Raw genomic sequence first — 16,012 nt, 5'->3', positions numbered from 1 at the left:
AATGATGCAGCAACACTACCACCAACTTCAGTAAGCAATGGTTCGATTGTTCTTCCGCCACTTAATGCTGTAAATGATGAATTTGCATTAAATCTAGGTCAGGAAGTCCGAGTAAACCGTACTGAAGTTGCAGGTTCAGATATCGCAGTTGTTGATATCTTGGGGAATAATGCTACTGGTTTAAATTTCTCAATTCCACAAACACCAGGAAGTGCAGGTAAGGGAGCGACAGGTAATATTTCTGTCACAGTGTCACAACAAGACCTGATTTCGGTCGGTGAGGCTGTTCAGATTGTTATTTATCAGCAAACTAGCAATGGACCAGTGGAAGTTGCACGTGGTACGAGTCAAGGTGGTATTGTCACTGTGGGTGGTATTGGAATCATTGGTGTCGTGAATAGTAACGACTCAATTAAGCTTGATTTCACTAATTTACCTGAGGGTAATTATACGGTTGCAGTTCAGGCTGATGATAGTGCTCTAACAACTTTACTCAAAGACGTTGCGATTACTGACCTTGGTGGCGAAGGAGAAATTCTGGGTGCTTCAAATGCGGCAGCTATCGAGGCAGCAATTAATGCAGTACTTGGTCCATTAGGTGCTCCAGTTCTCGCTTTAGTCAATACAATTTTAATTCCTGTAAATACACTCGGTTTACCGCTTTCAAGTGTCGTTAACCAACTATTAAATGTATTGCCAATTAGCGTAGTTGATTACATTGTTGATGCAGCTGTTGCTCCTCTATTGTCAAACTTATTAACGATTTACGAAAAAACAAATATTAGCGTAACTGGAACTGAAGAGGTTTTTGCAAACTATGCAGTGACAGGTAATGTTTTTGCTGATAATGGAAATGGTCAAGATGTAATTGGTGGTGGTTCAATCACTGAAATAGATGGTGCACCTGTTGCACAAGGTAGTGTTACAATTCAAGGAGAGTATGGAAGTCTTGAAATTAACACACTAACAGGAGTCTTTACTTATACTGTGACAGCTGGAGAATCGGCTGTTGGAAAAACTGAAATATTTGATTATAAGCTGTCTAATGGAGCAACATCTGATACGGCTCAAATCATTATAAATATTGCAGGAACACCAGCAGACCCTGGTGACTTAACACCACCAGATTATGTTGATCAGGTTGTTGCAAATGATGATCTTGCAACTGTTAAAAATTATCAAGAAACCGTGGGTGATGATGTAGGAGTACAAGGAAGAGCTTCTCAATTATTAGGCGTAAATTTACTAGGACTTAATGTTTCTTTAGGCAACACAGTTCCATTTAATTTTGAAGTTGAAGAGAACAGTACTTCTAGTATTAATGTAAATGTGAGTGGAAGCTTTGTAAATGCTGCACTTGGTGGGATTGTTGGCACTTTATTAGGTACCTCTGGTAAGGTATTTAATGCTGTACTTGAGCGTCAATATTTGGATGAGAATGGTGTCGCGCAAAAAGAATATTTTATTGTGCAAGATGCCGTTAAATTGACAGCAACAGGTCTATTGGGAGCCGTATTTACTTATTCTGGTCAGATTAATGTGGATAGTTTGCCGCCAGGTGTTTATACAATTGCATTGCAAGAAAATCCAACGGATGCTGGTTTATTACAACAGATACTAAATCTTTTGGATTCAACTTTATCTGCACAATTGTTCGGCGGTGTCGAGTTGACCATGCAAGCGCAAACCAACAAATATTTGGGTTCAGGCAGCATAGAAGGTAATGTTATTTCAAGTGTAGATGGTGCAGATGAAGTTAATACAACGACATTTGTGACACAAGTCGAAAATGAAATTGGTGGTCCAATTGTGACATTGTCTGGTGCAAATACAGTTGTGGTTGGGGCTTATGGAACATTATATATATCTCCAAATGGACATTATAAATATGTAAGCAATGGTGCACCTGAGGACATTGGTAAAGTAGATACCTTCACATATACAATTCGAGATTTTAATGGAACTCAAGCTACTGCCCATTTGAATATTCGTATTGATGGAGATAACTCTGGTGTGGTTTGGGATAATGCAAATCCTCAAAATGATGTGACACTTCCTGCTCCAATAGTGCTTGATAATTCAGATCATGCGGTGATTGGCGCTGTGACAAATATTCATCAAACAGTTACATCGACTCAAGGTGAACTTAAGGTTGCATCGGGTCTGTTTGGTGCTGGTGGAAATGGTACTTATACTCCGACAACATTTAGTATTGCAAATACAGATTCCGCTCATGTGGTTGTAAAAGTAAATATACCTGCACTTTCAATTGGTGTAGCACCACAAATTATCCTTACAATAAAAGATCAAAATGGCGTTACAGTCGGAACAATTACGCAAACACCTGTTCTTACGGTATTAGGTGGAACAGTCACTGTAGATATTCCTAATTTAGGACCAGGAACTTACACAATTACATCATCTGCTTCAGGAAATACTGGTCTGGCATTTAATGCAGCAGTGACAGTCGATCAAAACATTACCCACTATAATGATATTGCTCCAGTTACTGCGGCTCCTATCACAGGTAATATGTTAACTGACGATACCTATAATCATGCTTATGCTAAATTTAGCATAGATACGGGGAATGGTCAGTTTACCGAAGTTGGGTACAACGGTATTACCATACAAGGCGACTATGGCAGTCTATTCGTGAAAAGTGATGGAAGCTATGTTTATACACCTAAGGCTGGGGAAATTGGTCGTCAAGAGGTATTTGATTATAAGCTGACTGTTTTCGGTCAAGATCATATCGCTTCACTTACTGTGACGATTGATGCAATTACGACGGGTGATGCTCTACGTAATACGCTCATTAGTGGTGAGCTGAATGATAGTTTCACTGGTAATGGTGGCTCCGATGTACTTGTTTATCATGTACTAGAAAATGCAAGTGCAACGGGTGGAAATGGTACGGATCACTGGACAGATTTCCATGCTGGAAATGTGACCACTGATAGGAATGCAGACATCATTGATATTTCTGATTTACTGATCGGTTTTAACAGCGCGAATATCACCACTGACTTAACAGCTTCAGCAAACTATTTGAAAAACTATCTTGGTGTAAGAGTTGATGGCAATAATGTCACACTCACCCTAGATCGTGATGGTGCAGGAACTACCTACACTGGAAAAACTGATTTGCTTCAATTGGATAATTTGGCGCAATCAGGTGCTGCATTTAACGGCAAGACAGAGGATGATATCTTGAAACTCCTGCTTCAAAATCATCAACTTGTTCTCTAATCATCCAGTTGTGCTTAAACCCTAAGTTCGCTTAGGGTTTTTTATTGCCCAATATTTTTAAAATCCACGTTATAATCAGAACATATTGAGTTTGAATGTTTTATTTTCATTATGGTTTTTACACTTGCATCCGAAACGTTTTTTGAAGAAGAGATCAAAAAAAGTCGATTTCAAGCCATTGCAGCGCCAGTTGAAAATGAACAACAGGTTAAAATGTTTTTAGAAAAGCATTTAGATCCTACAACCACTCATCAGTGCTGGGCATGGAAAATAGGACACAATGTTCGTTTTAATGATGACGGTGAACCTTCAGGTACAGCAGGTCGCCCGATTCTTGCAACCATTGAAGGAAATGATTTAACCAATTCAATTGTATTGGTCAATCGATGGTACGGTGGTATCAAGTTAGGTACAGGTGGCTTGGTTCGTGCTTATGGAGGCTGTGCAGGGCAGTGTTTGGTCTCGGCAGAAAAAATAGAACTGATTGAAAAGAAAAAAATATATTTTCAATGTCAATTCAATGAGTGGGCAATATTTCAATATGAATTAAACACACAACATATTGAATACAATGAACAATATACTGCTGAGGGTGTCGAGGTCGAAGCATTGTTGCAAATACATCAACTCGATCCAGTACGTTTAAAAATTCAAGATGTTACACGTGGACGTGAACAACTTAAATTAATGGATGAAAGCAATGACTGAACAAGATCCATTATTAAAATATCGAGAACAGCATAAACACCGTTTAAATTATATGCCTTGGCTATATTATTCACTTAAGCCGAAAAATCGAATTTGGGCTGAACAGTGGCAACAAGAATATCAAACATATTTAATGGAAATGGAAACTGTCGAAATCGGAGAAAATTGCTTTATATCTCCGCTTGCACATATCTTTGCTGAGCCAGGACGAAAAATTAGTATTGGAGACAATACCTTTATTGCAGCTGATTGTACCTTACATGGTCCTTTAGAAATTGGCAGTGAGGTTGCGATTAATCATCACTGTATTTTAGATGGAGGTCGTGCAGGGATTAAATTACATGACCAAGTACGAATCGCAGCCTATTGTCATCTCTACGCATTTGATCACGGTATGGCGTTGGACCAACCAATTTATCAACAAGCAGTAAGTTCTAAGGGCATTGAAATTGGTCAAGATGTTTGGTTGGGTGCACATGTCGGCATCAAGGATGGAATTAAAATTGCCTCACATGCTGTAGTGGGTATGAATAGTATGGTAACTAAAAATATTGCTGAACGAGAAATCGTCGCAGGCAATCCAGCGCAATTGATTCGTTACCGTGAATAACCGCACAATTTGTACAAATACATAATTAAATTATGGAATTAATTACATAAAGCTGTCCAATTTTATAGAAACTTATGCTAATTTAAAATCAAATAGACCCAAGGCGATATCGCCAAAGTGAGGTTAAAAATGAATAGAGTAGTTGCTTGTATTGACTCTTCTCCTTGTATTAATGCATTGGCAGAAGCAGCAGCTTGGATTGCTCAGAAAACTGGTCGACAACTGGTTTTATTGCAAGTATTAGACTATTACCCTGCAAGTTATCATTTAGGGGAAATTAGTGGGGTAATCGGTTTTGAAAGTAATGCAATGTTACTCAAAGAGCTTGCAGAACTTGAGCAAAAACAAAGTGAATTAGCACTCGATTATAGTAATAATCTTCTTGAACATATTTCTGAAATGATTCAGGAAAAGTATGGTATTACCCCTGGGCGAATTCAGGCGAAAGGTGATTTTCTTGAGCAAAGCTTTAATGAGTTGACTGAGGATGATATTGCAGTCATTGGTCGAGTTGGCGAGCGTTCAGCTGAAAAAAATAAAACACTGGGAAGTAATGTAGAGAATTTCATTCGTGGTGCTAAAAGTACGGTATTGACAGTAGGTCAAACTTTTAAACCACCAACACGTTTTATTTTTGCTTATGAACTTTCTGAAGCATGCCAAAAAATGCTGAAACGTGTAGAAAAAAGTGACTTATTAAAACTTTTACAATGCCATTTACTTTATGTGGGAGATCATCCTGAAATCCTCAATGAACCCGCACAACGGTTAAAAGATGCAGGCTTAGACGTTGTTGTTGAATATCGTTACGGGGATGTTGCTGAAAATATTTTGGATTATCAAAATCAACATCAAATCCAATTAATTGTATTAGGCGCATTTAGCCACAGTAAAATACATCAATTTTTCTTGGGCAGCGTGACAACGACAATTTTTAGGAATTCGGCTGTTCCGTTGTTGGTGACTAAATAATGAGACTGAAAAATGTGATCATGAAATTAGCTTTTTTTGAATATTGATTACATTTTTCTCTATCCAAGTTCCTGCGATTATCAACATAGAAAAAAGCCATAAATCAGAGAACTTATGGCTTTTTTCTATTAAAAAATTTTGAATAAATCTTGCATTTCTAAAAGCAAGTGCTTTTGAAACTGTAATGAATTTAACTGGTTGAAAATTAATCTATCATTAAAATATATTATTTTTCATTGAGTTATTTGGTAATACATAAGTTATCCACAATTCTACAAACAAGTTCAGGGGATAACTTTAAGAAAAAAAATTATGACCTAAATTTTAGTAGAAAATTAGGCAATAAAAAACCACCATTTTGAACTGGCGGTCTTTTGTCATTACATCTGTATTTCAGCAGGGTATTTGAATATTTATTTGACGATCGCAATTGCAAATCCATCATGCCCTTTACTGCCTACTGTTTGTAAAGCTGTGCATGATAAAATTTGGGGGTGATTCTGCATCGCTTTATACATATCCCGAATGCCTTCAATGCTTGGTTTAATGTTATTTGGATCAAGAATATCACCTGCGCGGATCACATTATCCAAAACAATCACTGTACCTGAATGTGATCGCTTTAAGCTTAATTCTAAATATTCAGGATAACTTTGTTTATCTGCATCGACAAAAATAAAGTCAAAAGGCGCAGTATCTTCAGGCAAAGCTTTTAAAATATCAGCAGCACGCCCACACTTTAATTCAACAGTTTGTTTAAGTTTTGCGAGGTCAATATTTTCTTGACCTAAAGCTGCATGCGTATCACGTCCTTCAATTGTTAAAATATAACCATCTTCAGGTAGAGCACGCGCTAACCACATGGTGCTATATGCTGCAAAAGTCCCTAACTCTAAAACACGTTTACATTTGTTCATTTGAATCAGCATTTGCAACAGCATGCCTTGATTTGCAGCAACAGCGAGATGGTCTGGAAAGCCTTTATCCGCAGTATTTTTTAATGTTTGTGTGAGGATCGGATCTTCAGGAATTAAATGTGATTCGATATAAGCATCGATGTCTGACCACATTTGTTGCATGTTCTACCACCTCATTGGATCTGTGTTAGATGCATTTTAATCGTTTAAAAGAAGAGTGCAATTTTAATAAAAGCTTTTGGATTAAATTTAAGCATTCTCAATCGTCCTTATCGTTAAATCGAGAAATGAAGGATCGTGAAACCTACTTATATAAAGTTAAAAGAAGTCATCAAGACCTCTTTCTTAAAGTTAATATTTAATTGAGCTAGGCAGCGAGTATTTGACTAAATCCAGCTTTTCTAAGCAGCTTTCTATACATGCTTGAACTGCGATCAGCAGGAAAGTGTGCTTCCATGGACAGGTCTAAAGGTAAATATTCTGGTTTCTGCGTTTCAACAATCAAGCGGTCTTCTTCAAAAATCTTAAGGTTGTATTCATAGGCTTCTTCTATGGGTAAATCTTTATCGTAGTTACGACAAATTGGGGCAAATAATCGTGTGCTTCGTGCCGTCATTGGTGAGGCAGCATTCATGATGACTTGTTTGCAATCATTGGGAAAATGTATTGTGAGTGTTGCTGTAAATGGTAAATGAACCTCAAAATGACGTAACCATTGAAACCCTTCTTGTCCGAATTGATCTAAGCCAATTGGATAACGTCCAACATGACTAAGATAATCAGCACTGAAGCCATAATGGGTTTCTTGAGTTGTATAGTCAGCTACCTCAGGATGCTCTGGATCTCCAAATGTATCAGCATGAACCCAAGCAAAATGAGCGACGTCAATAAATCCTTCCAATTGTCTACCCGCAAAACACTTTAAATCAATCCAAGGGCAAACCAATTGTTGATATTTTGCTTGATCCCAATAAGGCATATCGGGAATATTTGGGCTATCTTGTTCATCTGCCAATAAACAGCACCAGATTAATCCATATCGTTCAATGGTTGGATAAGTTCTCAAGTGAAAACGATCTGATATTTTATGGTTTGGGTGGGCAGGAATTCGATTGCATTTACCTTTCTCACCAAAGCGTAAACCATGATAACGACAAACAACCCCTTGACCATCATGTGTACCAAGACTTAACGGTACGCCTCGATGTGGGCAGGCATCCTTTGCAACAATAATCTCATGATTAAATTTGTAGATGACCAAAGGCATATCCAATAACATGGTAGCTTGAGGTTGTTCTGATATATCACGTGCTAAAGCAATTGGATACCAATACTGTGCCAATAACAACCAATCCTGTTGCGAAAAAGTCATATGGACAGGAAATTCGGAATGAAACATGTATTCTGTGCGACTATTCATATACAAATCTTCTGTTTAGAATTGATTTGAATATAAAAGAATCCAGTGTTCTTAGAAATTTCAATTATTGCGATCAATATTTGCAAAAATTAGAACAGTACAGTAGATCAAGTTAAAACAATCAGTTGTTCAAAAATATGCTAGTTGTAATAGGTTTTTAACATTTGGGTAAAATTGAAGAAAAAAGAACTTAATACAATGAGAGCAATAGAAAAGCTACTACAAAAGAAAATTAATTTTTGATAAGTATGCGCACAACTATTCATTAAAGGTAAATAATAGACATGGTACATTGAACGTAATGTTTGCATGGTTAAGATAAACAAGCTGATAAAACTAAAGCTACTCACTATGTTTTGAACGATAAAATATTGACTAATTTGTGACAATAATATGTAGATAATCAAACAGCTCATATAGATAATGAAGGTGATCATACTTGCCGAAGCGACCATTTTCAGAAAAGTCTCATGCCATTCTTTTCGGTTTAATGAAGTCATTTTAGTTGCTCTTTTTTTATTAATTTTAAAACTTTTTGCATTAAAAATTAAGCTTACTACGACATGAAATGTCGCGGTATCAATAGGGGGATAATAGAAGTTTTGTGACATTCACATGAAATATTACAATTTGAAGGGCATTATTCTAAATTTATAAAAATAAAATACAGTTTATTACATATTGAATTTTAAAGATTTTTAATAAAATCAAATGCGAATCATCAATTATCATAAAAGCGTCATAAAGCTGTAACTTATTTGTCATATTTTAAAATCAAAATGCAGTTATCCGAAAAGTACAACACAAAAAGAAGTGGCGTACTTCAAATTGCAGTTTATTTAAGAGAGAAAAGAATGCGCATTAACCATATCGCACTTGCATTAGCAGTTTCAGGGGCAGCAGTGGCAGCAAACGCTCGTGATACCATCCAAATCGCTGGTTCTTCTACTGTACTTCCTTATGCAAGTATTGTTGCTGAAGAATTTGGTAATACTTTCCCTCAATTTAAAGCACCTGTAGTGGGTTCAGGCGGTAGTTCTGCTGGTCTTAAACAGTTCTGTTCTGGTGTTGGCGATAATACAATCGATATCGCGAATGCTTCTCGTAAAATCAAAGATACTGAAATTGCAGCTTGTAAAAAAGCAGGCGTAAATAAAATCCAAGAAATTAAAATTGGTTATGATGGTATCGTTTTTGCATCAAATGCAAGCAAAGCAGCTTATAAGTTACGTCCACAACACGTATTTGCAGCTTTAGCAGCTGAATTACCATCAAATGGTAAATTGGTACCAAACCCGTATACACGTTGGAACCAAATTGATAAATCTCTTCCAAACGAACCCATTACTTTAGTGGTTCCAGCATCTAACCACGGTACTCGTGAAGTATTCCAAGAGAAAATGGTTGAAGCAGGTTGTGAAAGCTACGATTACTTCAAAAAGTTAGATAAAGATGCTCAGAAAAAAGCATGTTCTGCTTTCCGTAAAGACGGTAAAGTGATCGAAATCGCGGGTGACTATACTGAAACTCTAGCACGTTTAAAAACATCTCCAAGTGCGGTAGGTGTATTTGGTTTAGGTTTCTATGACCAAAACAAAGATAAATTACGTGTTGCGACAGTAAACAATGTAGTCCCTTCAGAACAAACTGTTCTTAATGGTACTTACCCAGTATCGCGTCCTTTATACTTCTATGTTAAAGGTGAACACTTACAATCTATCAAAGGCTTAAAAGAATATACTGAATACTTCTTAAACAAAAAAGTATCTGGTAAAGGTTCTAAATTAGACAAAGCTGGCTTGATCTCATTGTCTGACTCTGAGCGTGCAAAAGTACTTGCTGGTTTCAAAGCTGGTAAATAATAAAACCGTAATCATGGAGCTGATGGTGGGAGACTACCATCGGCTTTCATTGCTAAGCAGAGTTTTTTCAAATAATTAGGATTGAAAAAACGGTGGAGAATACATGAATCTGCTACTCATTGGCGTGTTATTAGCTTTAATTGCTATCGCATATCAAATTGGGCTACGAAAAAGCCGAAGCCTAGCAGGTAAGGGAAATAACACTGCAGTTTTACATTCACGTCCAGGCTATTATGGTTCTTTGGTGGCGTTGTGGTGTGGAATCCCAGCTTTTTTAATTTTAATTGTTTGGAATTTGGTAGAACCGAGTGTTTTACAACATTTAATTCTAAAGAATGTTCCAGCAAATGTTGCTGCATCTCTTGATACGGCTGGAGTAGATGTACTTGTAGATCGCATCAAGGCAATTGCTTCTGGTTTTGGTGTAACAGATACGCCTGCAGCCTATGAAGTAGCCGCTGCAGAACAATTAGCAAAGTTTGAAAGAATCAGTTCTTTTGCCAAATTTGCTGTTGTGGTCTGTGCAGCAATCTTGGGATTAGTGTGGGCAAGAAAAAGAATTAGCCAACAATTCCGTGCACGTAATGAAGTTGAAAAAACCATTAACGTAGTTTTGATTTTATGTTCTGGCGTTGCAATTCTTACTACAGTAGGCATCGTGATGTCGATGTTCAGTGAAGCGATGCACTTTTTCCATTTTGTCAGTCCAATTGACTTCTTCTTTGGTACAGAGTGGAATCCAGGTTTTAGCACTTCAGGAAATGCTGAAGGTAGTTATGGTTTACTACCATTACTATGGGGAACACTCATGGTCAGTGGTATTGCTTTATTGGTTGCTGTTCCATTGGGTTTAATGATTGCAATTTATCTCGCTGAGTATGCATCACCTAGATTCCGTTCATGGGCTAAACCAACGATTGAGGTTTTGGCAGGTATCCCAACCATCGTTTATGGTGTATTTGCCATGATGGTGATCGGTCCAATCTTTAAATCAATTGGTGATTCAATTGGTATTGAAGTGAATGCAACCAGCGCACTTACTGCTGGTTTTGCAATGGGAATCATGATTATCCCATTTGTATCTTCACTTTCAGATGACATTATCACTCAAGTCCCTAGATCATTACGTGATGGTTCTTTGGGTTTGGGAGCGACCAAGTCTGAAACAATACGCCAAGTGGTACTGCCTGCGGCGTTGCCGGGGATTACTGGCGCATTCTTGCTTGCTGTATCACGTGCTATTGGTGAAACCATGATTGTTGTACTTGCGGCAGGAAACAGTCCTTTACTACATATCAATCCACTTGAAGCTGTTTCTACGGTAACCGTAACGATTGTAAAACAGTTAACTGGCGATACTGATTTTGCAAGCCCACAGGCATTGGTTGCCTTTGCATTGGGTCTGACGCTATTCACTATTACATTGTGTCTAAACATTGTCGCACTTTACATTGTGCGTAAATACCGTGAGCAATACGAATGAGTACATCAAATACATCTCCAGTGGATCAAAATGTATTTGATCCTCAAGTTGCCGCAGAACTACGTGAAAAGCGTAAAGCTAAAATCGCAAGTTCATTATCAAAACGTCATCGTAAAGAAAAGACATTCCGTTTTGTTGGCTTTTCTGCCGTGATTATGGGACTGGCATTTGTCGCGATTTTGTTTGGAAGTATCTTATACAAGGGGCTTCCTGCATTTTGGCAAGCAAGTATGACCGTACCTGTCTATTTTGATCCAACTGTGATTGATGCTGGTCCAAAACCAACACAAAAAGTCGGCGAGTCTCCAGCTGTGTTTCAAGAGCGCTATGTAGACTGGCAAACTAAAATGGGTATGGTGGATTGGGATGCGTTGATTGTAAACGGCATTATTTCTAAAGATCCATCACTTGAAAGTCGTCGTGACGACCTTTCTAGCCTTTATACCAGCTCTGAAGCATATCGTATTCGTGATATGGTTTTTAAAGATCCATCTTTAGTGGGTAAAAAAGTTGAATTAAATTTCCTTGCAGACGCAAACATTGATGTTTGGTTAGCAGGACATATCGATCGTTCATTACCAGATGATCAGCAACAGTTAAGCCCTGAAGTACGTAAGCTTTCAGATGATTTGGCTGCGAAAGGCATTATCAGTCGTACGTTCAACACGCAAATGTTTACCAACCCAGATTCACGTAGTTCACCAGCAACGGCTGGTTTGGCGGGTGCATTCATGGGTTCATTATTCATGATGTTGATTGTGATTGTGATTTCTATTCCATTGGGTGTTGCAAGTGCGATTTACCTAGAGGAATTTGCACCAAAGAACTTTATTACAGACATTATTGAAGTCAACATCAATAACCTTGCAGCAGTTCCATCGATTGTATTTGGTCTGCTGGGTGCAGCGATCTTTATTGGTTGGATGCATCTGCCTATATCAGCACCGCTGGTCGGTGGTTTGGTGCTCAGTTTAATGACTTTACCAACGGTCATTATTACTACACGTGCTTCACTTAAAGCAGTACCCCCATCAATTCGCCAAGCGGCACTTGGTATAGGCGCTTCGCGTTTGCAAACCGTATTTCATCATGTACTTCCTTTGGCATTACCGGGAATTATGACAGGTGCGATTATTGGTATTGCTCATGCACTGGGTGAAACAGCACCGTTGCTGTTAATTGGTATGAGTGCATTCGTTGCGAATATTCCAGTATCTCCACTCGATCAATCTACAGCTTTACCTGTTCAAGTTTACTTATGGCAAGGTAATGAATTGCGTAACTTCTTTGAGGGTCGTACAGCTGCTGCAATCATTGTGTTATTGGCACTAATGGTGGGTTTAAACAGCTTTGCAATTTGGTTACGTAAGAAATTTGAAGTTCGTTGGTAAAAGAGGGCAGAATAGATGAATACTGTAGAAACTAAAAATTCCTTAAAACAGGATACAACCGTGAATTCTGAACAATCTCAATTTACATCCACTGAGCATCAACAAAAGCAAGCAAATACATCTTTTGTCTCTCAGTTTGAATCTTCAACACCGAAGAAAGAAAAAAATACGACAGTCAAACTTAGTGCTGAAGATGTACATGTTTACTATGGTGAATCAGAAGCGATTAAAGGTATTGATCTTCAAGTTTATGAAAATGAAGTGATTGCATTTATTGGTCCATCAGGTTGTGGTAAATCAACATTTTTACGTACTTTGAATCGTATGAATGATACGATTGATAGCTGTCGTGTGACGGGTAAAGTACGTTTAGATAACCAAGATATCTATGACCCAAATCTTGATGTGGTGCTGTTACGTGCTCAAGTCGGTATGGTTTTCCAAAAGCCAAATCCATTTCCGAAATCAATTTTTGATAATGTTGCTTATGGTCCAAAACTACACGGTTTGGCAAAAGATAAGTACGATTTAGAGGAAATTGTTGAAAACAGTTTGCGTAAAGCAGGTCTGTGGGATGAGGTTAAAGATCGACTAAGCCAACCGGGTACGGGTCTTTCTGGTGGTCAACAACAACGTTTGTGTATCGCACGTACCATAGCTGTAAGTCCTGAAGTGATTTTAATGGACGAGCCGTGCTCAGCTTTGGACCCAATTGCAACTGCAAAAGTTGAAGAGCTGATTTCTGAACTCTCTACTCAATACACCATTGCAATCGTGACCCACTCAATGCAACAGGCAGCGCGTGTATCTGATCGAACTGCATACTTCCACTTGGGTGATTTGATTGAAGTGAATTCCACAGAGAAAGTATTTACACAACCAGATCATCAATTGACTGAAGCTTATATTACAGGTCGTTTTGGTTAAGTTCAGCGAAGTATTAAAATGAAAGAGCCGAAAGGCTCTTTTTTATATTTAAAAAATATTGTTTTGATCCGCAGATGAATAATCAATACCTATTAAATAATGCTGTGAAATAGATCAATCCTGACTGTTTGAGTAAGGAAATAAATCAATCTAATTGGCATGAATGATCATCATTGAATGAAAAAGGAATATTTTTATTTAGTACACCGACTGATTTCAAAATCAGATGAGTATATTGGGGGGAGATGTATGATTTAAGCATCTGTATCGGTGCAGTTTAATCGAATCAATTGTGTGGTCATTAGATTTAGATCAATAAAAAAGAGCCTGATGGCTCTTTTTTATACTCAATTTTTAACTAGTCCATTGGGTCTTCACGATGTTGTTCTACTGCTTTTTCATCATAATGTGACTTTGGTGGGTGAGCGAATGCGGCAGCCAATTTATCTTTGTCTAATGCATTGTCCCAACGCGCTACAACGATTGTTGCGCAAGCATTACCGACTAAATTGGTTAGTGCGCGACACTCTGACATAAAGCGGTCAATACCAAGGATTAAAGCCATACCCGCAACAGGCACAGCAGGAACGACAGAAAGTGTTGCAGCCAAAGTAATAAAACCTGCGCCAGTTACACCAGCAGCACCTTTAGAGCTGAGCATTGCTACAAGTAACAAAAGAACTTGATCTTGAATGCTCAAATCAATATTACATGCCTGTGCGATAAATAGGGCAGCCATCGTCATATAGATATTGGTACCATCCAGATTGAATGAGTAACCTGTTGGAACTACGAGTCCCACCACAGATTTTTCACAACCAGCTTTTTCCATTTTACGCATTAACGATGGAAGTGCTGCTTCAGAAGAACTCGTTCCAAGCACCAGCCACAATTCATCTTTGATATAACGAATCAGGTCTGTAATTCTAAATCCATTATAGCGTGCAACAGCACCTAAAATAACCAGAATAAACAACAATGCAGTAATGTAGAAAGTCATGATTAAAAGTAAAAGATTACCAATACTTTCAATACCATATTTACCAATTGTAAATGCCATAGCACCGAATGCACCAATCGGAGCAAATTTCATCAGCATTCCCACCAAGTGAAATACTGGTGCTGTTAAGTTATTTAAAAAATCAACAATAGGCTGACCTTTTTCACCCACCGCAGCAAGAGACAAACCAAATAGTACAGCAACAAAAAGGACTTGCAGAATGTCACCACTGGTTAGCGGGCTAAGGATGGTGGTAGGAAGGATATTCATTAAGAAATCAACGATAGAAGCATCGTGTGCTTTCTCAGCGTATTCAGCCACTTTGTCTGATTTTAATGTTGTTGGATCAATATTTAAACCATGCCCAGGTTGAATAATATTGGCAACAATCATACCGACAATTAATGCCAGTGTAGAAAATGTTATGAAGTAAAGCATCGCTTTACCAGTAACACGACCTACTGTTCCCATATGTTTCATGCCTGAAATTCCTGTGACCACTGTCAGAAAAATTACCGGCGCAATAATCATTTTAACCAATTTGATGAAGGCATCACCTAAAGGTTTTAAACTCGCACCAATATCTGGCCAAAAGTGCCCTAAAAGGATACCAAGTACGATTGCAAAAATGACTTGAACATACAGGATTTGATAAAACTTTTGCTTTTTAGGTGGTAGGTGTTCATCGTGTGAAGAGATATCCATACTCATTCCTTATCCTTGATGTTGATAAAATTCAACATTTCCTAAAGAAATGATTATTAAAAAACCATAAAATTAAAAAATGTGATTCTCGTTTTAACGTGTTGATTTTAAATAAATAAATTAAAATAACAAATATGTTATTTAGATAAAAAAATGTGATAAATATCAAATTATCAATAAATTAAATACCTAGTATTTTATTTTTGTATGATGTAGTTGGAAAAATCATGTCTATGTTTTTTTTGTGAATTTGTCCTACAAAGATTGGCATAAAGTTATATAAAAAGCATTGAAAGCTGTTTTGTATCATTGATGACTATATTTTTATGAATTAATCATCATTTATTTAGACGTAAAAACGATTAATAAAAAGTGGATTATTTTAAGTAAAAGTATCGTTAATCTTGGAGGTAGTTAATTTTTTATAAAAAAAATATATACGTTTTATAACTAAAATTTTGGATTGCTGATCTGCGTTAAACAAATTGGAAAACATCTATAATTTTTACACCTGTATTTTAAACCTGAATCGGTGTTAGCAAAACAATAAGTGGGACGTAAAGTGACTAGGGCGTGTTGACACTTTTAGATTAAAAAATAGCGAAGTAGTAAAATTAAATCGCCAAACCCAATTCTACTATTCGCTATGCCTCGTACCATGTTAACAGATCAACACTGGCAAAAGTTGAAAGCTATTTTGCGTAATTTATCCATTCATCTCAACTCAAATTTAAGAAATTTTATTGAAGCGATTCTTTATAGGAT

At 37.4% G+C, this 16,012-nt stretch carries 11 protein-coding genes and 1 pseudogene; 9 read left to right on the top strand and 3 right to left on the bottom strand.

What is annotated here, in order from left to right:
- The 4 genes from F938_RS12875 to F938_RS12860 form a co-directional block, all read left to right on the top strand.
- Positions 1-3,252, top strand: a 3,252-nt coding sequence (locus tag F938_RS12875) for a beta strand repeat-containing protein (protein WP_005032311.1), incomplete at its 5' end; no start/stop codon positions are given.
- 111 nt (positions 3,253-3,363) lie between these two features.
- Positions 3,364-3,960 carry an IMPACT family protein gene (locus tag F938_RS12870; RefSeq protein WP_005032308.1) on the top strand — a complete coding sequence of 199 codons (597 nt, stop codon included), beginning with the start codon at positions 3,364-3,366 and terminating at the stop codon, positions 3,958-3,960.
- Positions 3,953-4,570: an acyltransferase gene (locus F938_RS12865; protein ID WP_004824551.1), complete on the top strand. Its 618-nt coding sequence runs from the start codon at positions 3,953-3,955 to the stop codon at positions 4,568-4,570. The genes F938_RS12870 and F938_RS12865 overlap by 8 nt, the downstream gene beginning before the upstream one ends.
- A gap of 129 nt (positions 4,571-4,699) precedes the next feature.
- Positions 4,700-5,542, top strand: a complete 843-nt coding sequence (locus F938_RS12860) for a universal stress protein (protein WP_004824550.1) — start codon at positions 4,700-4,702, stop codon at positions 5,540-5,542.
- Between the two features lie 413 nt (positions 5,543-5,955).
- Here the strand turns inward: F938_RS12860 and F938_RS12855 are convergent, their stop codons facing one another.
- Both F938_RS12855 and F938_RS12850 read right to left on the bottom strand, forming a co-directional pair.
- Positions 5,956-6,621 carry an O-methyltransferase gene (locus F938_RS12855; RefSeq protein WP_004824548.1) on the bottom strand — a complete coding sequence of 222 codons (666 nt, stop codon included), beginning with the start codon at positions 6,619-6,621 and terminating at the stop codon, positions 5,956-5,958.
- A gap of 205 nt (positions 6,622-6,826) precedes the next feature.
- Positions 6,827-7,879, bottom strand: coding sequence for a Rieske 2Fe-2S domain-containing protein (locus F938_RS12850; protein ID WP_005032302.1), 1,053 nt, complete (start codon positions 7,877-7,879; stop codon positions 6,827-6,829).
- Between the two features lie 854 nt (positions 7,880-8,733).
- On the opposite strand from F938_RS12850, the gene F938_RS12840 reads away from it, so the two are divergent.
- The 4 genes from F938_RS12840 to pstB all read left to right on the top strand — a co-directional run bounded on the left by F938_RS12840 (position 8,734) and on the right by pstB (position 13,542).
- The gene (locus F938_RS12840; RefSeq protein WP_004824544.1) at positions 8,734-9,741 is read left to right on the top strand and encodes a substrate-binding domain-containing protein; all 1,008 of its coding nucleotides are present in this window, start codon (positions 8,734-8,736) and stop codon (positions 9,739-9,741) included.
- Positions 9,742-9,844: 103 nt separating this feature from the next.
- Entirely contained in the window at positions 9,845-11,224 is a 1,380-nt protein-coding gene (gene pstC / locus F938_RS12835) for a phosphate ABC transporter permease subunit PstC (RefSeq protein ID WP_004824542.1), read from the top strand.
- Positions 11,221-12,615 carry a phosphate ABC transporter permease PstA gene (gene pstA, locus F938_RS12830; RefSeq protein WP_005032298.1) on the top strand — a complete coding sequence of 465 codons (1,395 nt, stop codon included), beginning with the start codon at positions 11,221-11,223 and terminating at the stop codon, positions 12,613-12,615. Before pstC ends, pstA begins: the two co-directional genes overlap by 4 nt.
- Positions 12,616-12,630: 15 nt before the next feature.
- A complete protein-coding gene (pstB, locus tag F938_RS12825) occupies positions 12,631-13,542 on the top strand; it encodes a phosphate ABC transporter ATP-binding protein PstB (RefSeq protein WP_004824538.1) in 912 nt (303 codons plus the stop codon).
- A gap of 358 nt (positions 13,543-13,900) precedes the next feature.
- On the opposite strand, the gene F938_RS12820 is transcribed toward pstB, so the two are convergent.
- Positions 13,901-15,247, bottom strand: a complete 1,347-nt coding sequence (locus tag F938_RS12820; RefSeq protein ID WP_010591372.1) for a dicarboxylate/amino acid:cation symporter — start codon at positions 15,245-15,247, stop codon at positions 13,901-13,903.
- 646 nt (positions 15,248-15,893) lie between these two features.
- Between F938_RS12820 and F938_RS24180 the strand changes: the two are divergent.
- Positions 15,894-16,012 (top strand): annotated as a pseudogene (locus F938_RS24180) (IS5/IS1182 family transposase); the annotation flags it as partial.

Origin of the sequence: Acinetobacter bereziniae LMG 1003 = CIP 70.12 (assembly GCF_000368925.1) — a bacterium.
In the GTDB taxonomy this organism is placed as follows: Bacteria; Pseudomonadota; Gammaproteobacteria; order Pseudomonadales; family Moraxellaceae; genus Acinetobacter; species Acinetobacter bereziniae.
This window is presented reverse-complemented; position numbering and strand designations above follow the sequence as displayed.

Coding starts and splice junctions, on each gene's coding strand:
- F938_RS12870 (WP_005032308.1), top strand. CDS start 3,364: ATGGTTTTTACACTTGCATCCGAAACGTTTTTTGAAGAAGAGATCAAA.
- F938_RS12865 (WP_004824551.1), top strand. CDS start 3,953: ATGACTGAACAAGATCCATTATTAAAATATCGAGAACAGCATAAACAC.
- F938_RS12860 (WP_004824550.1), top strand. CDS start 4,700: ATGAATAGAGTAGTTGCTTGTATTGACTCTTCTCCTTGTATTAATGCA.
- F938_RS12855 (WP_004824548.1), bottom strand. CDS start 6,621: ATGCAACAAATGTGGTCAGACATCGATGCTTATATCGAATCACATTTA.
- F938_RS12850 (WP_005032302.1), bottom strand. CDS start 7,879: ATGAATAGTCGCACAGAATACATGTTTCATTCCGAATTTCCTGTCCAT.
- F938_RS12840 (WP_004824544.1), top strand. CDS start 8,734: ATGCGCATTAACCATATCGCACTTGCATTAGCAGTTTCAGGGGCAGCA.
- pstC (WP_004824542.1), top strand. CDS start 9,845: ATGAATCTGCTACTCATTGGCGTGTTATTAGCTTTAATTGCTATCGCA.
- pstA (WP_005032298.1), top strand. CDS start 11,221: ATGAGTACATCAAATACATCTCCAGTGGATCAAAATGTATTTGATCCT.
- pstB (WP_004824538.1), top strand. CDS start 12,631: ATGAATACTGTAGAAACTAAAAATTCCTTAAAACAGGATACAACCGTG.
- F938_RS12820 (WP_010591372.1), bottom strand. CDS start 15,247: ATGGATATCTCTTCACACGATGAACACCTACCACCTAAAAAGCAAAAG.